Raw genomic sequence first — 20,931 nt, 5'->3', positions numbered from 1 at the left:
CATCCTTAAGTTGGACAATTAACGTTCCGGAATCAAACGAATAAAATCATTATTGTCATCCTGTGTGCCTCCTGGCACTTTATTACTGTCATCCATGGCATCAGCCAGGCGTCGTAACAATACATTCTGCTGCTTTTGTTCTTCCAGTAACGCTTCGAGTAAGCGCACTTGCCGGGTTGCTTTTACACTGACCCGGTTGATAAAAAACCAGGCAATCAACGCCACAATCACTAACGCGACCGTAAACCCTATCGACGCGACACCTGCCGCGCCATTTGCTATTTCATTCATAATTGCCTCAAATTACAATTTTCTTTGCGTCCTGGCGACCATCAACCGGGCAAAAGTCTACCCGGTCGTACACGGATTGATAGCCAGCTAACATCAATTTCAGAACGTTCGCGCAGTCAAAACGTCACGGATTGTGTATTCTCAATTCGAATTATGCGTATCATCACAACTTATTGATATTTAACCACCGACAGTGAGGTAAAATCTAAACACCCCCATACACTCGCTGTTTGAAGTATGACGGTTTATAAGGAGAATTCATGAGATTTATCGTTCGCATTGTCACTCTGCTGGTCATTATCTGGCTCGCCCTACTTGTCACCGGCTATGGCGTGCTAACAGCAAGCACCAAAAACGTCGCCGGAATGGGGCTACAGTGTCAATACCTCACGGCTCGCGGCATGGTCATCGCACAGTATTTGCATACAGACAGCGGGATAGTCGGGGTGACGAAGTGCCCACTGTTGAGAAAAAGCACTGAAGTCATCGATAACTGATGATGGATGAGCGGGCCGGCATTATGCTGGCCCACTTTTATCTAAAACGGATAACTGTGGTAACCCATCTGTTCAGAAATTCGTCTTGCTGCCTCATGCAACATCTTCACATAACCGCTTTTTCCTTCTTCAGAGAAGCGGATCGTAGGGAAAGAGAGGCTGAGGCCGGCAATCACTACACCAAAACGGTCAAATACCGGCACGGCAATACAGCGTAATCCCTCTTCCTGCTCTTCATTATCTTCACCAAACCCCTGAGAGTGTACCTTGTCCAGCGCTGATAATAACGCTTCTTTACTGGTCAGAGTACGTGCGGTACTGGGGGTGAAAACCACATGCGAAAGAATTTCCTCAGCCTCATGGCGATCACGCCAAGCCAGCAACACTTTCCCAATAGCCGTGCTGTACAGCGGGTTGCGACGACCAATGCGCGAGTACATTCTCAGATTATATAACGAGTCAATTTTATGAATATAAACGATGCTGTCTTCTTCCAGCGCGCCAAGATGAATCGTCTCTCGAGTCTGTCGCGAAAGTTCTCGCATCTGAATATCCGCACTACGGATCAAGTCAACGTTCTGTAACGCCTTCGCCCCCAATTCGAACAGTTTCATGGTCAGCGCGTATTTCTCTGATTCCCCTTCCTGCGAGACATAGCCGAGAGATTTCATCGTCTGTAAAAAGCGGTAAACGGTGCTTTTGGACATCATTACACGCTGTGAGAGTTCAGTAATACCGTGCTCTCTTTCCTCACCCAGCGCCTGTAAAATACCGAAAACCTTCAACACTGAAGAGACCGAATCCGGTTGTTTGTCCATATCGTCCTTCGCCATGAGCAGACCTTGTTAGTTGTTTTATAAAAAATGGAACAGCGGTTTCATTATATATATGGCGACATGGTTGACGCAACGCCTGACCGTAAATTAGAACGGACACATCTGTTGATAGTTTTGTCGCGTTATCGTGTTGCTATAGTCAGTGAAAAATCATTAGCATAATGATATTCACTCCCCTGACAATTTCGAAATATGTCGCAGACACCACAACAAGATGGTCTCCCCTTCCCACAACGCTACGGCGCTATTCTTACCATTGCTCTGGGTATTACCGTCGCCGTACTTGATGGCGCGATAGCTAACGTTGCCTTGCCGACTATCGCCCGCGAATTACAAGCCAGTCCGGCGGAATCAATTTGGATCGTTAATGCCTATCAACTGGCGATCATTATTTCGCTGCTTTCGCTGTCATTTCTCGGGGATATTGTTGGTTATCGGCGGGTTTATCAGTGTGGTCTGGTGCTGTTTACTTGTACCTCGCTGTTTTGCGCCCTGGCGCATTCGCTGGAAACGCTGACCTTTGCCCGAGTACTACAGGGCTTTGGCGGTGCAGCATTGATGAGTGTGAATACCGCATTGATCAGGATTATCTACCCACAGCGCTATCTGGGCCGGGGAATGGGCCTCAACTCTCTGATTGTCGCCGTATCAACCGCCGCCGGACCAACGGTGGCAGCCGTCATATTATCAGTAGCCTCATGGCGATGGCTGTTTCTGATAAACGTGCCTGTAGGAGTAGCCGCGTTATATCTCGCATTCCGTTTCCTGCCGGATAACAGTCAGAAAAATAAAGAGCAGCGTTTCGATCTGCCCAGCGCGCTGATGAACGCCCTCACCTTCGGTCTATTGATTTCAGCCTTGAGCGGCTTCGCCCAAGGCCAGAATATCAGACTGGTGCTACTGGAAGTCGTCGGGCTGCTGGTTGTCGGTTTCTTCTTTATTCGTCGCCAGTTACATCTCACTTTCCCACTGTTGCCGGTCGATTTGCTGCGAATCCCCATTTTTTCACTCTCGATGGGCACATCGGTCTGTTCCTTCTGCGCCCAAATGTTAGCGATGGTGTCGCTGCCATTCTTTCTGCAAACCGTATTGCAACGGGGGGAAGTGTCAACCGGCCTGCTATTGACCCCCTGGCCGCTGGCCACGATGGTGATGGCTCCCATTGCCGGCCGATTGATTGAGTATTATCACGCCGGTCTACTTGGCGCGATTGGGTTGGTGATGTTTGCCACTGGGTTGTTCTCGTTGGCGCTGCTCCCGAGCGCGCCCGGAGATCTCAATATTATCTGGCGAATGGCGCTATGCGGTGCTGGCTTTGGTTTGTTTCAATCCCCCAACAACCATACTATTATCTCCTCCGCCCCTTCGCGTCGCAGTGGCGGCGCCAGCGGGATGCTCGGTACCGCCCGGCTGTTGGGCCAGACCAGTGGAGCCGCGCTGGTCGCGCTGATGTTCAACCTCTTCGACACCCGGGGGACTCACGCTTCGTTGGTGCTGGCTGGAAGTTTCGCCACTCTCGCCGCCCTGGTCAGTGCGTTACGCATTACCCAGCCGTTAGACACTGACCGGGCATAAAAAAACCAGGCTTTCAAGCCTGGTCTTTTTACCGCCCTATATTCCCTATTGCAAATACCGCCCGCTGCGTAGAGCGTCAATACGCTTGTCCAGTGGCGGATGCGACATAAACAGCTCACCCAGTGATTTCGATTTGCCGTTGATACATAACGCCATCATACTGCTGGCCTCCTGCGGCTCATAGCTGGTTTTCAGGCGCTGTAACGCGGCAATCATCTTCTCACGACCAACCAGTTTCGCGGAACCGGCATCAGCATAGAACTCACGGTGGCGCGAAAACCACATAGTGATGATGCTGGCGATGATACCAAACACCAGTTCCAGCACCATCGATACCGCAAAGTAGACCAGCGGATTACCGTTGTTGCTTTCACCTTCATCGCGATTTCCTGAAAGGAAACCGGCAGCAATCTGCGCGATGATGCGCGAAAGAAAGATAACGAAAGTGTTCACGACGCCCTGAATCAGGGTCATGGTGACCATATCACCATTAGCAATATGGCTGATTTCATGCGCCAGTACCGCTTCGGCTTCATCCCGATTCATGTTTTGCAGTAATCCGGTGGACACAGCGACCAGCGACGCGTCACGACGCGCTCCCGTGGCAAAAGCATTAATATCCGGCGCATGATAGATGGCAACCTGCGGCATGCCGATACCCGCCAGCTGTGACTGATGCGCGATAGTCTGCATCAGCCAGCGTTCCGTTTCATTGCGTGGTTGCTCAATAACCTCACCACCAACAGAACGCAATGCCATCCATTTCGACATCAGCAATGAGACAAACGCACCGCCGAAGCCAAACAGCCCCGCCAAAATCATCAGACCCTGTACACTGCCTGACTGGATCCCTGTCAGGCTAAGAATCAGCCCAAAGACCAACATAACGCCCAGGTTGGTCAACAGGAAAAGCGCAATACGCATCATAAAATATCATCTTCCTCAGTTAACAAATTTCGCTCCTGGCGAATGACTATCCTATGGTCATGACCAAACATTTCAAGCACTCTTCTGCTTTAAGTCCCTAAAAAAACATAACTTTACATTTTGTCGATCACCCCTTTACACCGGGTGACATTCCCTGTCAGCCCGCTGTCAGGAAAAGTGAAGATGAACAGGGATAAAAGAAAAGACAGGTAAATAAAGGGCACAGACTGTGCTGTGCCCTGTGGGGTTATTTAGTTGACTGCGATTTTTCAAGCTGCGCCAGGTCGTGGGCAATATTGACCGTTTCATCAAGATACGGATCAGGCTCTTTATAGTCTTTCGGCAGGTCTTCAAGCTTCGACAATGGCTTTTTGCCCTCACGCTGTAGACGAGCGTTGATCCGATCCAGACGCAGCGCATCTTCTTCGTGGTTCTCTTTCTCACGCGCGGCAAGGTTCAGAGAGACAATATTGCGCTTATCTTTAGTGGCATTGAAACGCGCAATATCTTTCAGGATGTACTGGAACTCAGGATCTTTCGCAATACGCTCCTGATGCAATTTAATCAGTTGCGGCAACAGCGGCTGCAGATCACCCGTTTTGGTGTAGTTCGCCGCTTTAATGCTGTCCCACGGCAACGCGTTATCTTCAAACTTTTCACCGGTTTCAACGGCTTCCACCCCTGTAGGCATCAGTATGTTCGGCGTCACACCTTTGAGCTGGGTACTGCCGCCATTGATACGGTAGAACTTCTGGATGGTATAGGTAATCGAACCCAGCGCCGGCCATTCAGGCCGCAGCATCTGATCATAAATACGGTTCAGCGAGCGATATTGCTGGACGGTTCCCTTGCCGAAAGTCGGCTCGCCAACAATCAGCGCACGGCCATAGTCCTGCATTGCCGCAGCAAAGATTTCCGAAGCAGAAGCACTGAAGCGGTCAACCAATACCACCAGCGGACCTTTGTAATACACAATGCCATCAGTATCACTGTCTTCGCGCACATTACCGGTGTTATCCCGAACCTGAACGACCGGGCCGCTTGGGATAAACAGGCCGGAAAGCGAAACCGCTTCAGTCAACGCACCGCCGCCATTGGTACGCAAGTCGATAACGATACTGTCAACATTCTGCTTCTGCAGTTTTTGCAGTTGTACTTTCACATCGTCCGTCAGACCAACATAAAAGCCCGGAATATCCAGTACGCCGACTTTTTCTTTGCCGACATTATGCACACTCATTTTCACTGCACGGTCTTCAAGGCGGATCTTCTCACGCGTCAGCGTAATAATCCGGGGTTTACTGCCCTTGCCTGCAGGCAGTATTTCCAGTCGAACTTTACTGCCTTTCGGACCTTTGATCTGCGCGACAACATCATCAAGACGCCAGCCAACCACATCCACAATCGGCTTACCTGGCTGCCCCACACCGATAACGCGGTCACCAACGGTAATGGCTTTGCTTTTTGCCGCCGGACCGCCAGCAACCATGGAGTTGATCACCGTGTAGTCATCATCCATCTGCAGTACCGCGCCGATACCTTCCAGAGAGAGACTCATTTCAGTATTAAACTGGTCGGTATTACGCGGCGACAGATAACTGGTATGCGGATCGATTTCGCGGGCAAAAGCGGTCATTGCCAGTTGGAACACATCCTCGCTGTTGCTCTGGGCCAGACGACGAATGGCAAACTGGTAACGTTTAGTCAGCACATCGCGGATTTCTTTATCATTTTTGCCCGCCAGCTTCAGGCTCAACTGATCATATTTGACTTTGGCATCCCACAGTTGGTTCAGCTCTGCGGTGGTTTTCGGCCACGGAGCTTTGCTGCGATCGATATCAATAGTATCGTTGCCATTAAAATTCATTGGCCGGTTCAACACCGAGAGCGCGTATTGATAGCGTTCAAAACGTCGCTTCTGCGCCAGATTGTACAAATCGTAAAAGACATCCAGCTTACCACTCTTCAGCTCATCACCTAATGTGGTCTTTTTACTGGCATACTGGTCGATATCCGATGCCAACAGAACGTTGTGGTTATAGTCAAGTAGATTCAGATAGCGAGTGAAAATTTTCGCTGAAAAATTCTGGTCCAGATCGAACTGGCGATAATGAGAACGGGTAAAACGCGCGGTAACACGCTCACTAACCGTCGCATGTTGCGGCTCCTGATGCAGCTGAGGAAGTTGATCTTCGCGCGTAATCGTCTCCGCAGCGAAAACGTTACCAGCCAACAGCAATCCGGCCATTACGGTGGTTCTGAAAAAATTGTTCATGCCTTGATTGGCCTCCGTATCAGAACTGCAAATGTTCTGCGCGTACTATCATTGCCAGACCGGAAGCCAGCTGGACCCGAACGCCATCTTTGGTTATCTCAAGAATGGTCGCATCCATCGCACTTTTGCCTGCAATAACTTTAATATTCTGCCCCACCTGTAATGTGGTTGTATCGGTAACGGCTTTCGCACGCGCCGGCTGACGCCCGGCACCAGACGGGTGCTCAGCATGGCTACGCTGTGGTTTACCGCGAGTCTGACGAGAAGGTTGGTCCCCTTCAGTTGAAGACTTACGAGCGGGCTTATGGGGGCGACGGGAAGTTTTTTCTTCACCGGCTTCGCGTTTTTTCGCCTGTTGCTGCTCACGCTGAGCCTGGACACGCGCTTTAGCTTCTTCGAGCTGTTTACGGGCATGTTCAACATGCTGCTCATCAAGAACGCCGCAGGCATTGCCGTCCAGATCAACACGGGTAGCGCCAGCTTTAATGCCATACAAATAACGCCAGCTCGAAGTATAGAGGCGCAGCGCGGAACGGAGTTGAGTTTTACTCAAGCTCATTTCGCCCTGTACACGGTCGACTAAATCCTGAAAGATTCCGATCTTAAGCGGTCGGGCTTCGCCTTCGGCAATAAAGCATTGGGGAAAACGCTCGGCCAGAAAGGCGATGACTTCTTTGCTGCTATTCAACTTGGGTTGATTTTCCATGAAATTTCCTGATTACAACGGGTTTGCCAATCAGCACGGGCATGAACAGGCGTCATTATAATGACCCAATCGGCAAATGCTACGTGATCCAGCACTTTAGCTGCGTTTCATGTGAATAAATTTTTCCACATCAGACCCGGCAAGTACCTCACACAGCCCGTGAACCAAGGCTGACAGCCCCACTTCGTCTTCTCTATCAAAGCGGTTATATTCCACGCTATCGATATCCAGTACACCGATTATCTGACCATTCACCACCAGCGGCAGTACGATTTCAGCGTTACTGGCAGCATCACAGGCAATATGACCAGGGAATGCATGCACATCGTCTACTCGCTGAATCCGGTTTTCGGCGACCGCTGTGCCGCAAACCCCTTTGCCGACCGGAATGCGTACGCAGGCAATTTTGCCCTGAAAAGGCCCCAAAACCAGCGTATCCGCTTCAGTCAACAAATAAAAACCAGCCCAGTTAACCCCCTCCAGGCGTTCGTATAAAAGTGCGCTACAATTGCTCATCGCCGCCAGAAAACTGTCCTCACCTGCGATAAGTGCGCGCAAATCACGGTTCAGGTCCGAGTAAAATTCTGCTTTTGTCATTTTTTAACCATTGTGGAAACGTGTTACAGAGCCCATCATGACCCCGACTGATAAAATAAACATTAAATATCCCACCGGACAAGGTGAATCATTGCGTTAGTTAATATACCCTTATCCATCTGGAGCATTTGAGCATGATCGGGACAGGTCAATTTACCGCTATGGCGATGAAAAAAAAGCCTAACCCAGCCCTCCACCTGCGACCTGCGCGGGCTGAACCTAAGCATCAACATCAGGATTATGAAAATACACGCTATCAGCCATGCTATGCCTCAGGCACGTTATCAGCGTTGTCCGCAATGCGATACCCTTTTTTCCTTACCAGATGTTAAACCCAGTCAATCAGCGCATTGTCCCCGCTGCAATGCCAAAATTCTGAATGGCAACGACTGCTCAATGAGCCACCTGGCTGCCATGGCTGTAGCCATGCTATTGCTGATGCCGTTTGCCTTCAATGAATCCCTGTTAACTGTCCATCTACTGGGCATTAACATCCGCGCCAATCTGATGGAAGGGATCATGCAGATGGCACAGCAGGGAGAGGTGATTACCGCGTCAATGGTGGCATTTTGCACCCTCGGCGCCCCCGCCGCACTGATTGTCGCTATCGCCTGTCTCTATGTCGGCCCTTTTCTTGGCATGAATCTGCGCCCGGTATTACTGATACTCGACAGACTTAAAGAGTGGGTGATGCTGGATATCTACCTTGTCGGTATCGCCGTTGCCTCAATCAAAGTGCAGGATTACGCGGATATTGATCCCGGGCCGGGGCTGGTGGCCTTTATTTCACTGACGATCCTCAGTCTGATAACACTTATCTATCTCAATATCGAACAGCTGTGGCAGCACTTTTATCCTCAGCCTGCGCAACAGGCGGAGCCGGAACGGCTGCAAGTCTGCCTTAACTGTCGCCATACCGGGCTACCCGATAAACGTGGTCGTTGTCCGCGTTGCCATACTCCGCTTTATCAGCGTCGTCGCTTCAGTCTGCAAAAATCCTGGGCGGCGTTAATTGCCTCAATAGTGCTGTTGATCCCGGCTAATATGCTGCCGATTTCAATTATCTACCTTAATGGGTCGAAACAGCAGGACACTATCCTGTCCGGCATTATGTCGCTGGCGACGGGCAACATTCCCGTCGCCGCCATCGTATTTATTGCCAGTATCCTGGTTCCATTTACTAAAATAATCGTATTGCTCACACTGTTGCTCAGTATTCATTTTAAATGTGAACAGGGGCTAAAAACCCGCGTACGCCTGCTGCGCATCGTCACATGGGTGGGGCGCTGGTCAATGCTTGACCTGTTTGTGATTTCATTAACTATGTCGCTGGTCAACCGTGATCAGCTTTTGGCTTTTACCATGGGACCGGCAGCCTTCTATTTTGGCTCATCGGTCATACTCACTATCCTCGCCGTCGAATGGCTGGATAGCCGTTTACTTTGGGATACTCATGCAACAGGAAACGCCGACTACACCGACTAATGCACGCATCAAAAGCCGGCGCAAAATTTCGCCGTTCTGGTTGCTACCGTTTATTGCACTGTTAATTGCTGGCTGGCTGTTCTGGACTAACTACCAGGAGCGTGGGACCACGATCACCATTGATTTCGATACTGCGGACGGCATTGTGCCGGGAAGAACACCAGTACGTTATCAAGGGGTGGAAGTCGGCCTGGTACAAAGCATCAGCATGTCTGATGATCTGCGCACCATAAAAATCAAAGCCAGTATCAAAAATGATATGAAAGACGCGTTACGCGAGAACACCCAGTTTTGGCTGGTAACGCCCAAAGCCTCGCTGGCGGGGGTTTCCGGGTTGGATGCGCTGGTCGGTGGCAACTATATTGGCATGATGCCAGGTAAAGGCCAGCCACAAAACCACTTCGTCGCGCTGGATACTCAGCCCAAATATCGTGTCAATACCGGCGAAATGTTGATCCATTTGCACGCCCCGGATTTAGGCGCGCTAAATACGGGGTCGATGGTCTATTTCCGCAAGATCCCGGTGGGTCGGGTTTACGATTACAGTATTAATCCCGGTAATCAGGGTGTTACCGTTGATGTACTGATTGAACGCCGCTTCACCAATCTGGTAAAAAAAGACAGTCGCTTCTGGAATGTTTCCGGCATGAAAGCGAATGTCAGCCTGAGTGGAGCCAGAGTCGAGCTGGAGAGTCTGGCCGCGTTGGTCAACGGTGCCATTGCCTTCGACTCACCAGAACACGCTCCTCAGGCGAAAAATGACGATAATTTCGATCTCTATTCCGATCTGGCGCACAGTCATCGTGGCGTCAGCATTAAGCTGGACTTGCCAGACGGCAAAAACCTGAAAGTCAACAGTACACCATTGCTGTATCAGGGGCTGGAAGTCGGTACATTGACCCGTCTCAATCTGCAACCCGACGGTAAAGTGACGGGTGAGCTGACTATCGATCCGTCAGTGATCAGTTTGATGCGCACCGGCACCCGTATTGAAATGCGTAGCCCAAAAATCAGTCTTTCTGACCCCAACCTCAGTAGCCTGCTGACCGGTAATACCTTCGAGTTGATCCCGGGCGAAGGACAGCCGCAGGATCACTACACCGTGCTACAAAGTAACCAATCCCTGCTACAACAACCTAATACACTTGAGGTTAAACTGACGTCTCCGGAGAGTTATGGCATTGATGCTGGTCAGCCAGTGATGCTGCACGGGATGCAGATTGGCCAGGTGGTTAGCCGTACGCTGACCGAACAAGGTGTCAACTTTGCCATCGCCATCGCTCCTGACTACCGCCATCTGCTGCATGGTGACAGTAAATTCATCATCAACAGTCGCCTGGATGTGAAGCTGGGGTTAGACGGGATGGAAGTTTTGGGCGCCAGCGCCCGTGAATGGGTTGATGGAGGGATCCGTCTCGAACCTGGCAGCAAAGGCGCAGTGAAAGACCGTTATCCTCTCTATGCCAATGCGGAAAAAGCCGCGGAAGGCATTACCACGAATCAGTTGCCGACTACCCTGACACTGACCGCCGACAGTCTGCCGGATATTCAGGCCGGTTCAGTGGTGCTGTACCGTAAATTCCAGGTCGGTGAAATCGTCGAGGTGACACCAAAAGCCAACGAATTCGATGTGCGTGTGTATATCAAACCCGAATACCGCAAGTTGCTGACGCCGAACAGCGTGTTCTGGTCAGAAGGCGGTGCCCGTGTGCAACTGAACGGCAATGGTTTGACCGTGCAGGCCTCTCCTTTGAACCGTACGCTGAAAGGCGCCATTAGTTTTGAGAACCTGACGGGGGCTGACATCGGACTGACCAACAAAGACAAGCGCGTCTTGTATAATTCAGAAACCGCCGCCCGCGCGGTCGGCAGTCAGATTGAACTGCATACTTATGACGCCAGCAAACTCTCTGCCGGTATGCCGATCCGTTATCTGGGCATCACCATCGGTCAGTTAGAATCGCTGGCACTCAACCCGAATAAAAACCAGGTCATCGCCAAAGCGGTACTTTATCCCGAATATGTGCAGGACTTCGCCCGTCTCGGTAGCCGTTTTTCAGTGGTATCACCGAAAATTTCTGCTACCGGCGTTAACCACCTGGATTCCCTGCTGCAACCTTATATCAATGTTGATCCAGGAAAAGGGCACGCTCAGCGCAGCTTCGAACTGCAGGAGTCAACGATTACCGATGCGCGTTATCTCGACGGGCTAAACGTGGTACTGGATGCCCAGGAAGCGGGGTCACTCTCTGTCGGCACACCCGTGCTGTTCCGCGGCATCGAAGTCGGTACCGTTACCGGAACCTCGTTAGGTACTATGGCTGACCGCGTACAAATCACACTGCGCATAAGTAAGAAGTATCAGCATCTGGTGCGCAATAATTCGGTGTTCTGGCTGGCATCTGGCTACAACCTGAAGTTCGGCTTGATTGGCGGGGTGGTGAAAACCGGCACCTTCCAGCAGTTTATCCAGGGCGGCATCGCCTTTGCCACGCCACCGACGGTCCCGCTGGCACCGCAGGCAACGTCGGGTAAACACTTTCTGCTGGAAGATGAGGAACCGAAAGACTGGCGTAAATGGGGCACGGCACTGCCAGGCAACTAACGCTGGCCCCATTGGTCAGAAGGCAATCACACCAGACGCGGATGATGACGCGTCTGGTGCCACGGATACTGTGGACCTGCCTGTATTTTCACGTCTTTATGATTGCGGGATCCCGCTAACAGCCTCAGGCAAAAATCCTTTGCTCCACCGGTTTTTTTTCACCGCCGCAGATGTGCTAGACTCGCCCTACTTTTTTCCTGACGGAATTTTTCAGTGTCCTCACACGTGTACTTCCCCGAACTGTTCCTCAATCAGATGCGCGAACTGTTGCCTGATACGGTGGAATTCGACAAATTTTTAGCGATCAGCCAACAACCACTACGCCGTAGTCTGCGGGTTAATACGCTGAAAATCAGCGTCGCCGATTTTCTGGCACTGGTTGAGCCCTATCAGTGGGCGCTGACGCCGGTCCCGTGGTGTGAAGAAGGATTTTGGATTTCCCGCGATGATGCCGATACATTGCCTCTGGGCAGCACCGCTGAACATCTGTCAGGACTGTTCTATATTCAGGAAGCCAGTTCAATGTTGCCGGTGAGCGCACTGTTTGCCGGGTGTCCGCAACCCGAACGGGTGATGGACATGGCGGCGGCGCCAGGCTCCAAAACCACCCAAATCGCGGCAAAGATGAATAATAAAGGCGCCATTGTTGCCAATGAGTACTCTGCCAGCCGGGTAAAAGTATTGCATGCCAATCTCAGCCGCTGCGGTGTCAGTAATACCGCTATGACTCACTTCGATGGCGGAGTTTTCGGTGCCGCGCTGCCGGAAATGTTTGATGCAATCCTGGTGGATGCGCCCTGTTCGGGCGAAGGTGTGATCCGTAAAGATGTGGATGCCCTGCGCAACTGGACACCGGAGAGCATTGATGAAATCGCGGCAACCCAGCGTGTTCTGATCGAAAGCGCCCTTCATGCCCTGCGCCCTGGCGGTACGTTAATCTACTCAACCTGTACGCTTAATCGCCAGGAAAACCAGCAAATTATCGCCTGGCTGATGGCTACGTATCCGGATACCGTAGAAATAGAACCACTTGACACCCTGTTCCCAGGGGCAGAACGAGCCAGTACCGGGGAAGGCTTTCTCCACGTTTTTCCCCAAATCTTCGACAGCGAAGGCTTTTTTGTGGCCCGTCTGCGGAAAACTCGACATATGTCTCCACTGCCACTGCCAGGCTATAAGCTCGGCAAATTCCCTTTCACTCCGGTCAGACCGCGCGAGGAACAGGAAATCACCCATGCGGCAGAAAAATCAGGACTGGCCTGGAACAGAAACACTCATGGTCTGTGGCAACGTGATAAAGAACTCTGGCTATTCCCGCGCGCCGTCGAGCCTCTGCTAAGCCAGGTACGATTTTCTCGCATCGGGCTGAAACTGGCGGAAATGTTCCCGAAAGGGTATCGCTGGCAACATGAGGCGGTGATTGCACTGGCGCAACCCCAGGCGAAAAACCGTTTTGAGTTGACTTTAACTGAAGCTGAAGCGTGGTATCGTGGGCGAGACATCTATCCGGAACGCATTCTGCCAGCGGATGAAATCATTGTAACCTGCCAGCAACAGCCGGTCGGACTGGCTAAAAAGATCAGTAATCGTATCAAAAATAGCTACCCACGTGAGCTGGTTCGCGATGGGAAACTGTTTTCATCCTGAGAAAGATTACTGTACCTGTACTACCGTCAGTGGATTGCCAAATACAGCACCAGTATCAATATAATGCTGATTGTAAGCAATTAACGGCGTGGAGAGCGGCGTATGACCAAAATAAAAGGCATCTGCGCCAATGATTGGCGCCCCCTGTTTTTTTTGCAGTGATTCAATACGGGAACGGCTCCATACCACCGCCGAAGAGTCAACCTCGGCGCCCCATGCATAATGAGTAGCAGGATAATCAGCATGGGCGACCACGACAATTTTGTCATCAAGCAGAAGATGCAGGATTAATGGCATCTCCCGACAGCGATTAAGTGCATGCTTCGCCGCAATCATCCGTGAGCCATCTAACTGATAAAACCACTCACCGCCATTCATCAACCACTGCTGGTGAATACCCTCGCCAATCGCGTTCAGCGCCATTTCTTCATGGTTACCGCGAACGCTGCGGAACCAGGGTTCATTGAGCAGCGCCAGGCAACCCAAACTATCCGCTCCCCGATCAATCAGATCGCCCACGGCAACCAATAAATCCTGGTCAATATCGAAGCGACACGCCAGCAGCTGTTCATCCAGTAGTTGTCGACAACCATGTAAATCGCCCACTATATAGATGTGTCGCCAGTTTTCGCCATTAAGATATTGATACATCATCATTACACTCTGGAATGTTTTTCCTGAAATATTGCTATCTGTTCATATATAGTCAGTTTAGTGGACAAGGAATTAACAGCCAATGAGCAATCAAAAACGGTTTTATTTAACGTTAGTACTGATCGCCGTCAGCAGCGCGTTGGTCATTGAAGGACTGGCCAGGATAGTCCATCTGGTGATTGTAGGCTGATTAACCCGCCATTATCGCTCCTTCAGTGCCCGCGGGTTCTTACTCCGTGAGGCCGTCCAGCTGTATTCTTTAATCTCGCTCTCTTTCGCCGCAGATGGTTTGCGTATTTTTTTGGCGATCACGGCTTTGGTGCTCTCCTGTAATACCCGATCCCTCATCACCAGCCGTTTGGCTTCTTTCAGGATTTCCTTTTCCTCTTTCTTACTCGCCACATGCCCCAACTTCAGCGTCAGGGTTTGTACCTTCTCCGCGATCAGTTCTTTTTCACTATCAGTAAATTGGTCAATCGAAATCTCTTTATCGCTTTTCATCAGACAGGCTCCAGGCCAGAAGGTACAGGCGCAAATTTGCGTACATGGGTGCCCATTGAGGGTAGAGTGTTGCCGGAGGATAAACAAGCGTACCAACGATAATAAAACAGTATGTGGAGCCAAATTTGACCTTTATTACCTTGCCAGCGACAGGTAAAGGCGATGAGTTGATAGCGGTTGGGGGCTTCCCCGCGCCTTGCCCGTGTTGTCTTGCACTTTCTGGTTATCGGGGCCTGACTGCCCCAACAATCATAAGAAGCGCTGATCTCGACTGAGAAGAGTGCCTACCGTTTCTGGTCTCCATTTTTTTGTACCTGCTTGATATATTTCAATACTTCTCCTGAACTTCGTGTTATTATCCTTTCCGCCTTGGGTCGTTAGCTCAGTTGGTAGAGCAGTTGACTCTTAATCAATTGGTCGCAGGTTCGAACCCTGCACGACCCACCAGGCGACCATCGTATAATGGCATTACCTCAGCTTCCCAAGCTGATGACGCGGGTTCGATTCCCGCTGGTCGCTCCATGTTCTTCAGCATATTCAGCCCATTCCCCACGATCAGGGGCGTTTTCGGGTTCCCTCTTCCCGTTCTGACCGACTCTTAACCCACGATGGGAATCAATCCTTCGCACAACAATGTGAGGCTATCACTATATGGACACTGGGCGTCTTTCCGTCAGACAGATAATGTGATGATCGGAAATTGATCCTACCCGCGAATAGTGGACACGCGACTAAGTGAGTAAACTCTCAACCAGAGGTGACTCATGACAAAACCAGCATCAATTCAAAAAAAGCCCCATAAGCAGCATGCGCCGGAGTTTCGCGATGAAACTGAGCGCATCGGCGTCGCTGTCGCTGTCGCTGCCCGCCCGCTCAGCCTTTATGAATCGCAGCTCTATACCTGGCGCAGTAAGCAACAGCAACAAATGACCTCTTCAGAACGTGAAAGCGAACTGGCCGCAGAAAATGCCCGGTTAAAGCGACAGCTGGCTGAACGGGATGAGGAGCTGGCCATTCTCCAAAAGGCCGCGACAGACTTCGCGAAGCGCCTGAAATGAAGTGTATCTTTATCGAAAAATATCAGGCTGAGTTCAGCATTAAGGCCATGTGCCGGGTCTGTGTGTCGCCCGCAGCGGCGGGTATGCCTGGCGTCTGCGCTGTTATCGCGTCAGCTGTTCCGCCTTAACTGCGATACTGCTGTCCGTAAGGCATTCACTGAGGCAAAACAGCGGTATGGTGCGCCACGTCTTGCAGCCGAACTTCCGGAATACAACGTGAAAACCATCGCCCCCAGCCTGCGTCGTCAGGGGCTGAGGGCAAAAGCCAGCCGGAAGTTCAGTCCGGTCAGCTACAGAGAACATGGCCTGCCGGTGTCTGAAAATCTGTTAAAACAGGACTTTACTGCCAGCAGGCTGAACCATAAATGGGCTGGTGACATCACCTACTGTGTGCCCGGAGTTCAGGGCGAGCATGGATGCTCAAATGAACCACGAGCCTGTCGGGAATATTTAACCGGTAACTCACGATGAGAAACCCAACAATCCCGCCGAGTGTGGCGGCGGTGAACCTGAGCGGCAGTGACCTGCGGCATGCCCGCAGGGTGATGTAACCCGCTGACAACGGGGATTGAGGCGAGATCACTAAGCCGGGATGATCATCAAGGTTAAGTACTGAAAGGCTGAAGAACATGAACCCGTTAATCCGCCTCTGTGGGTTGAAAACGTCATCACGGCCTACGTGATCTGACAGGCCGTGCAGGAGGAACAGGCAGTGATACGTAAGCACTGCCGGTCGAAGGTGTTTTGACAGGTATGCGAAACACCGGGGCAGCAGCGTCTGTCACGCCCGCGTTGCTGACTTCGGCCAACTTGCGGCAAGCAAGGATAAAGAGTGTGACGGGCAGCCTCCGCAGTATGTCTGAGTCCAGGCAGGTGAACCGGGGAAGGTCAGTGACGGATGTTAAGGGGGCATGGCCCCGATGACGCACTGGCTGGCGGAGCTTCCGTAGTAGTCCGCGATGGGGAAACCCCATTACATGGCGAAGGGAAGCAGTTTAAATGTGTTTGCGACGTGAATTAACTGACCTGACGAGGTGAAGACCTTTGATAATCAGCGAAATGCAACGCAAGCTTACCACATGGGCAACAGCCGATCCGCCCCGAAGGATTGAAGGCTGCTGCGTCTGATAACACAACCAGAATGGCTGGCTGAAGCGGCGTGGATCACGCTTTCATCAAAGGGGGTGCATACCCCCAGTGTTGATAGCGTGAACAAAGTAAAGCTACAGCCCAGACTGGCTGTAGAAATGCAAAAACTCAGGGATGAACTTCTCTCCGGTCAATACCAGCCCTTGCCAGCCAGACGGGTTTACATCCCTAAAAGCAACGGCAAACTGCGAGCGCTGGGTATCCCCGCGTTATGGGATCGTATTGTTCAGCGGGCCATGCTGATGGCGATGGAGCCCATCTGGGAGAGTAGTTTTCATACGCTCTCGTACGGTTTCCGGCCTGAACGTAGTGTCCACCATGCGATCCGCACGGTGAAATTACAACTCACCGACAGTGGGGAAACACGGGGACGCTGGGTTATTGAAGGAGATTTGTCCAGCTACTTCGACACCGTACATCATCGGCTGCTGATGAAGGCCGTGCGCCGCAGGATCAGCGACGCACGTTTCATGACTCTGCTGTGGAAAACCATCAAGGCGGGACATCTTGACGTCGGACTCTTTCGGGCGGCCAGTGAAGGCGTACCGCAGGGTGGTGTGATATCGCCGTTGCTGTCGAATATCATGCTGAATGAATTCGATCAGTATCTGCATAAACGCTACCTGAGCGGGAAAGCCAGAAAGGATCGCTGGTACTGGAATAACAGTATCCAGCGAAGCCGAGGCACCGCAGTCAGAGAAAACTGGCAATGGAAACCTGCTGTCGCGTACTGCCGGTATGACGATGACTTCGTGCTTATCGTCAAAGGCACCAAAGCACAGGCAGGAGCCATCAGGGAGGAGTGTCGGGGTGTGCTCGAAGGCAGTCTGAAACTCAGGCTGAACATGGATAAGACTAAAATCACCCATGTTAATGACGGCTTTATCTTTCTGGGTCATCGGATCATTCGCCAACGTAGCCGTTACGGTGACATGCGCGTGGTCACGACGATCCTGAGGGACAAAGCCAGAAACTTCGCGGCATCGCTGACGGCACTGTTATCAGGCAATTACAGTGAAAGCAAAATCGATATGGTTGAACAACTCAACCGGAAACTGAAAGGCTGGGCTGCGTTCTATCAGTTCGTTGATTTTAAGGCCAAAGTGTTCAGTTATATCGATCGTGTGGTGTTTTGGAAGCTGGCTCACTGGCTGGCCCGTAAATACCGTGTGGGTATCAAAACGCTGATGCGCCATTGGTGTAAGCCACCAAAGCCCGGGCAGAGTAAAACATGGGTTTTATTTGGCAAAAGCAATAATGGCAAACCCAGTGGTGAAATCCTGTACCTTTTTTTATTTTCATGTACCATTTAATTAAAAGAAAAATAATGGTTAAGATATAGATATTTCTTCCATTTCAGTTAAAATAGAAATATCTTACCACTGTTTTATATAAAAATAGCCTTCGGTTTAATAATTAAAATTAAATAAGGATTGTTAATGAAAAAAGCCACCGTGATTTATAAGAATATAGGTTATGATATCATGCAGTATCTGCATGAAAGCTTCGTTAATTCTGTTTTATATAATATAAATGAAAAAGGTTGTTATCAAAAATTAGAGTTAGATAACGGTTGCTCTATTCGTTTCACAAAATGGAACGATGGAGCAATGCCATTTTATATAATACTTTTCAACCCCAAAGGGAAATACATATTTGAGTTAGATCTATCCATGATCATCTATAATAATAAGTTCTATGATTGGCATCTTAAACCCCCAACAAACAAAACAAATTTTAATGTAATCAGTAAAGAGCTGGGTGAAATTACAGAATTACCAGAGAAATATATTAACCACGTAAAGGATTTAAAAAAAATAATTCATTCAGGAACAAAAACACCAAAGAATGGATTTCGTTTTTTGTCTAATTTCTCATGGGATTCACTCACAACAAAGCTCCTAAATTTAATTACTTCGGTATTTAATGGTCACAAGTTATTAGGTTTAACAACCAATAGTCAATTTATTGAAACCAAAGAAGCTCCTAATGATAATATCGATGAATATCAAAATCAGCGTAGACATCCACGGAAAGGGCAGACTCAGCTTAAGCAGAGGCTTCTTGAGGTTTATGATGCCGTATGTTGTATTACTGGATGTTCTACTCTTGAAGTATTAGAAGCAGCACACATACTCAGCCATGCAGATAGTGGAGTCAATGACTCTGAAAATGCCCTCTTACTGAGAGCAGACATTCATATCCTTTTTGACAGAAATCTATTAAAGATATCGCCTAGAATATTAAAAATTTATTTGGATAACTCACTGAAAGATACTGAATATTGGAACCTAAATGGCAAATTACTGAGAAAAAGAAATGATGGTAGACGACCATCTTTTGAATACTTAAACATTCGTTGGAAAAACAATTAAATTAGCCTGGCTAAGAACCGACTACCGCACCCTCTGGGGCTTGCTCAATAGCTCACCTACCTAAAACTAAGTTTTAGGTAGGTTCACCATTCGGACGTGAAATAAATAAAGGAAAATTATTTTTTGGAATTATTTAAAATACTTTCGATATAAATCTACCTCTATTCTCTATAAACATGAGCATCACATCCATGAAGATTGGATATATTAAGTGAAATCCCAAAGACCAATTCCTTATCTACATAACCGATATCACATCCTAAGACTTTGGCAACCTCTGCCCCGAAAATAATTTTTTGACGAGTTATCTCTTTTTTAGTTTGTTGTTTCTTTTTGGCTTCTAAAAAGTATAAATCTCTCCTGAGTCGCCCTCAGTGTCAGGATAGTTTCCCCCCTCTCTTAAAATAAAACCTGAGGGCGACGGAGTGACAAATGAAACGTATTTCCCCTGAACGAAAAGCCTCTGTTCTGGCAAAACTGCTGCCGCCTTACAACATGACTGTCGCGGCGGTTGCTCAGATGGAAGGAATATCCGAAGTTACCCTCTACAACTGGCGAAATCAGGCTAAACATGAGGGAAAACCGGTGCCGGGTGCAGAGAAAAGCAGTGAACAGTGGCCAGCCGAAGCCCGCCTTGCCGTGATAATCGAAACCGGCACACTCAGTGAAGCGGAAGTCGCGGAATACTGCCGTAAAAAAGGCCTTTACCCTGAACAGATAATCCAGTGGAAACAGGCATTCCTGCAGGTGCCATCAGTGGATGACCGGGCAACGCTGAAGCAGAATCAGATTAAACAACTGAAGCGTGAACTGGTCCGTAAAGAGAAGGCGCTGGCGGAGACGATTCATTATTAAATCTGGATTTAATGGTACTGGATAGTTTTTTAGTAACAGGGTTTACATATTTTATGCATGTAGTGAGAATAATACCACCAACCTTACTGTTTGAAACAGAAGTGTTGGTGGTATTAAGGGGGAATAATTTTAGGTAGGATCAATAACTTTCCAGCTGCTACCATCAGACATATACATTATATGCTGGCCCTTGTTTACCTTTGTAATAGAAGCATTTACATGAACTGATGAACTGTAACCTGCGCGATGGTCCACAAATATTGATTTCCATTTTAGCTTGTTAGGCTCCGGGAAATAGATGTTTGGTGCCCAATTACCATCCTGAGAGCGAATAGCTACCAAGTCGACTTCGTTCAAAGCGTTAGATATGGTCTCTGCGGTCAAGTCGTTATCGTTGACAATCGATACTATAGGTGCGTTTGGGGAGGCCATTGCACGAAGATTGCTTATGGTATTGATGCATGCATCACCATTACATGCCGCTTTTACCACATAAGGATCATTGCAATTTCCATAGGTATAGGAACTCTGCCTTGCCTTTGTTTTGTCATCGCCTATTGGGTTCAGAAAGATTGAGCTTTGAGAACCCATCACATAACAGGAAGAAAGCTGACCATTCCCTTGGGAATACTCTTCAACAAAACCGGAAGATGAGTATAGCTTACCGAATGTATCTGGAATTTCGATAACGCCAACCGTTGTAGCTGTACCATCCATCAGATCGGTCACTACCCCTGTAACCAGATTTCCATTTTTGGAAACATCTAATTTGTACTGATGCCCAGTTTTCCACGGCACAACAATCTGGCATTGTAAATAACTGCGCTTAATACCGCTTCACTTTCGTTAGCCCGTGTTTGTTGCCAGGGAAAGGTGAAGCGACTTCCATAAATTGTCT

The 20,931-nt window shown here is 49.5% G+C and carries 16 protein-coding genes, 2 tRNA genes and 3 pseudogenes; 11 read left to right on the top strand and 10 right to left on the bottom strand.

Annotated elements, in window-relative coordinates; all coding sequences use genetic code 11:
- Positions 1–18: 18 nt before the first annotated feature.
- On the bottom strand, positions 19–291 hold the full coding sequence (locus EH228_RS00310) for a YebO family protein (RefSeq protein ID WP_152319711.1): 273 nt from the start codon (positions 289–291) through the stop codon (positions 19–21).
- Between the two features lie 260 nt (positions 292–551).
- Between EH228_RS00310 and EH228_RS00305 the strand changes: the two genes are divergently transcribed.
- The gene (locus EH228_RS00305) at positions 552–788 is read left to right on the top strand and encodes a YobH family protein (protein WP_152319710.1); all 237 of its coding nucleotides are present in this window, start codon (positions 552–554) and stop codon (positions 786–788) included.
- 41 nt (positions 789–829) lie between these two features.
- Here EH228_RS00305 and kdgR read toward each other — a convergent pair whose 3' ends face one another.
- Positions 830–1,621: a DNA-binding transcriptional regulator KdgR gene (gene kdgR, locus EH228_RS00300; protein WP_152319709.1), complete on the bottom strand. Its 792-nt coding sequence runs from the start codon at positions 1,619–1,621 to the stop codon at positions 830–832.
- A 195-nt stretch (positions 1,622–1,816) separates the two neighbouring features.
- On the opposite strand from kdgR, the gene EH228_RS00295 reads away from it, so the two are divergent.
- The gene (locus EH228_RS00295) at positions 1,817–3,199 is read left to right on the top strand and encodes an MFS transporter (RefSeq protein WP_152319708.1); all 1,383 of its coding nucleotides are present in this window, start codon (positions 1,817–1,819) and stop codon (positions 3,197–3,199) included.
- A 45-nt stretch (positions 3,200–3,244) separates the two neighbouring features.
- On the opposite strand, the gene htpX is transcribed toward EH228_RS00295, so the two are convergent.
- The 4 genes from htpX to EH228_RS00275 all read right to left on the bottom strand — a co-directional run bounded on the left by htpX (position 3,245) and on the right by EH228_RS00275 (position 7,704).
- On the bottom strand, positions 3,245–4,126 hold the full coding sequence (htpX, locus tag EH228_RS00290) for a protease HtpX (RefSeq protein WP_152319707.1): 882 nt from the start codon (positions 4,124–4,126) through the stop codon (positions 3,245–3,247).
- A gap of 247 nt (positions 4,127–4,373) precedes the next feature.
- Positions 4,374–6,401 carry a carboxy terminal-processing peptidase gene (gene prc, locus EH228_RS00285; protein WP_152319706.1) on the bottom strand — a complete coding sequence of 676 codons (2,028 nt, stop codon included), beginning with the start codon at positions 6,399–6,401 and terminating at the stop codon, positions 4,374–4,376.
- Between the two features lie 19 nt (positions 6,402–6,420).
- Positions 6,421–7,107, bottom strand: coding sequence for an RNA chaperone ProQ (gene proQ / locus EH228_RS00280; protein WP_152319705.1), 687 nt, complete (start codon positions 7,105–7,107; stop codon positions 6,421–6,423).
- Positions 7,108–7,203: 96 nt separating this feature from the next.
- Positions 7,204–7,704 carry a GAF domain-containing protein gene (locus EH228_RS00275; protein ID WP_152319704.1) on the bottom strand — a complete coding sequence of 167 codons (501 nt, stop codon included), beginning with the start codon at positions 7,702–7,704 and terminating at the stop codon, positions 7,204–7,206.
- Positions 7,705–7,944: 240 nt separating this feature from the next.
- Between EH228_RS00275 and yebS the strand changes: the two genes are divergently transcribed.
- From yebS to rsmF, 3 genes are all read left to right on the top strand, one after another.
- Positions 7,945–9,189, top strand: coding sequence for a membrane integrity lipid transport subunit YebS (yebS, locus tag EH228_RS00270; protein ID WP_152319703.1), 1,245 nt, complete (start codon positions 7,945–7,947; stop codon positions 9,187–9,189).
- Complete coding sequence (locus EH228_RS00265; RefSeq protein WP_152319702.1) at positions 9,158–11,794, top strand: PqiB family protein; 2,637 nt, start codon at positions 9,158–9,160, stop codon at positions 11,792–11,794. Before yebS ends, EH228_RS00265 begins: the two co-directional genes overlap by 32 nt.
- A 213-nt stretch (positions 11,795–12,007) precedes the next feature.
- Entirely contained in the window at positions 12,008–13,441 is a 1,434-nt protein-coding gene (gene rsmF, locus EH228_RS00260) for a 16S rRNA (cytosine(1407)-C(5))-methyltransferase RsmF (RefSeq protein WP_152319701.1), read from the top strand.
- A gap of 6 nt (positions 13,442–13,447) precedes the next feature.
- Here rsmF and EH228_RS00255 read toward each other — a convergent pair whose 3' ends face one another.
- Positions 13,448–14,095 (bottom strand): metallophosphoesterase, encoded by a 648-nt coding sequence (locus tag EH228_RS00255; protein ID WP_152319700.1) that lies wholly within the window; start codon positions 14,093–14,095, stop codon positions 13,448–13,450.
- A 201-nt stretch (positions 14,096–14,296) separates the two neighbouring features.
- Positions 14,297–14,596 carry a hypothetical protein gene (locus EH228_RS00250; RefSeq protein WP_152319699.1) on the bottom strand — a complete coding sequence of 100 codons (300 nt, stop codon included), beginning with the start codon at positions 14,594–14,596 and terminating at the stop codon, positions 14,297–14,299.
- Positions 14,597–14,967: 371 nt separating this feature from the next.
- Between EH228_RS00250 and EH228_RS00245 the strand changes: the two genes are divergently transcribed.
- From EH228_RS00245 to EH228_RS00220, 5 genes and pseudogenes are all read left to right on the top strand, one after another.
- A tRNA-Lys gene (locus EH228_RS00245) sits at positions 14,968–15,043 on the top strand.
- A 1-nt stretch (position 15,044) separates the two neighbouring features.
- Positions 15,045–15,118, top strand: a tRNA-Gly gene (locus EH228_RS00240).
- A 242-nt stretch (positions 15,119–15,360) separates the two neighbouring features.
- A pseudogene (locus EH228_RS00235) lies at positions 15,361–16,041 on the top strand (transposase); the annotation flags it as partial.
- A 672-nt stretch (positions 16,042–16,713) separates the two neighbouring features.
- Positions 16,714–18,089: pseudogene (gene ltrA, locus EH228_RS00225) on the top strand (group II intron reverse transcriptase/maturase); the annotation flags it as partial.
- A gap of 153 nt (positions 18,090–18,242) precedes the next feature.
- Complete coding sequence (locus EH228_RS00220; protein ID WP_152319698.1) at positions 18,243–19,178, top strand: HNH endonuclease; 936 nt, start codon at positions 18,243–18,245, stop codon at positions 19,176–19,178.
- 116 nt (positions 19,179–19,294) lie between these two features.
- Here EH228_RS00220 and EH228_RS20765 read toward each other — a convergent pair.
- Positions 19,295–19,531, bottom strand: a pseudogene (locus EH228_RS20765) (conjugal transfer protein TraD); the annotation flags it as partial.
- 79 nt (positions 19,532–19,610) lie between these two features.
- On the opposite strand from EH228_RS20765, the gene EH228_RS00210 reads away from it, so the two are divergent.
- Entirely contained in the window at positions 19,611–20,033 is a 423-nt protein-coding gene (locus EH228_RS00210) for a transposase (RefSeq protein ID WP_152319697.1), read from the top strand.
- Positions 20,034–20,162: 129 nt separating this feature from the next.
- On the opposite strand, the gene EH228_RS00205 is transcribed toward EH228_RS00210, so the two are convergent.
- Positions 20,163–20,837, bottom strand: coding sequence for a hypothetical protein (locus tag EH228_RS00205; protein ID WP_420841437.1), 675 nt, complete (start codon positions 20,835–20,837; stop codon positions 20,163–20,165).
- Positions 20,838–20,931: the final 94 nt, after the last annotated feature.

Origin of the sequence: Erwinia endophytica (assembly GCF_009295515.1) — a bacterium.
Classification (GTDB): domain Bacteria; phylum Pseudomonadota; class Gammaproteobacteria; order Enterobacterales; family Enterobacteriaceae; genus Erwinia; species Erwinia endophytica.
This window is presented reverse-complemented; position numbering and strand designations above follow the sequence as displayed.

Excerpts from the sequence above, each read along its gene's own strand:
- EH228_RS00275 (WP_152319704.1), bottom strand. The coding sequence starts at position 7,704 with ATGACAAAAGCAGAATTTTACTCGGACCTGAACCGTGATTTGCGCGCA.
- proQ (WP_152319705.1), bottom strand. The coding sequence starts at position 7,107 with ATGGAAAATCAACCCAAGTTGAATAGCAGCAAAGAAGTCATCGCCTTT.
- kdgR (WP_152319709.1), bottom strand. The coding sequence starts at position 1,621 with ATGGCGAAGGACGATATGGACAAACAACCGGATTCGGTCTCTTCAGTG.
- EH228_RS00310 (WP_152319711.1), bottom strand. The coding sequence starts at position 291 with ATGAATGAAATAGCAAATGGCGCGGCAGGTGTCGCGTCGATAGGGTTT.
- yebS (WP_152319703.1), top strand. The coding sequence starts at position 7,945 with ATGAAAATACACGCTATCAGCCATGCTATGCCTCAGGCACGTTATCAG.
- EH228_RS00305 (WP_152319710.1), top strand. The coding sequence starts at position 552 with ATGAGATTTATCGTTCGCATTGTCACTCTGCTGGTCATTATCTGGCTC.
- EH228_RS00255 (WP_152319700.1), bottom strand. The coding sequence starts at position 14,095 with ATGATGTATCAATATCTTAATGGCGAAAACTGGCGACACATCTATATA.
- EH228_RS00265 (WP_152319702.1), top strand. The coding sequence starts at position 9,158 with ATGCAACAGGAAACGCCGACTACACCGACTAATGCACGCATCAAAAGC.
- EH228_RS00295 (WP_152319708.1), top strand. The coding sequence starts at position 1,817 with ATGTCGCAGACACCACAACAAGATGGTCTCCCCTTCCCACAACGCTAC.
- prc (WP_152319706.1), bottom strand. The coding sequence starts at position 6,401 with ATGAACAATTTTTTCAGAACCACCGTAATGGCCGGATTGCTGTTGGCT.
- EH228_RS00250 (WP_152319699.1), bottom strand. The coding sequence starts at position 14,596 with ATGAAAAGCGATAAAGAGATTTCGATTGACCAATTTACTGATAGTGAA.
- htpX (WP_152319707.1), bottom strand. The coding sequence starts at position 4,126 with ATGATGCGTATTGCGCTTTTCCTGTTGACCAACCTGGGCGTTATGTTG.
- EH228_RS00220 (WP_152319698.1), top strand. The coding sequence starts at position 18,243 with ATGAAAAAAGCCACCGTGATTTATAAGAATATAGGTTATGATATCATG.
- EH228_RS00210 (WP_152319697.1), top strand. The coding sequence starts at position 19,611 with ATGAAACGTATTTCCCCTGAACGAAAAGCCTCTGTTCTGGCAAAACTG.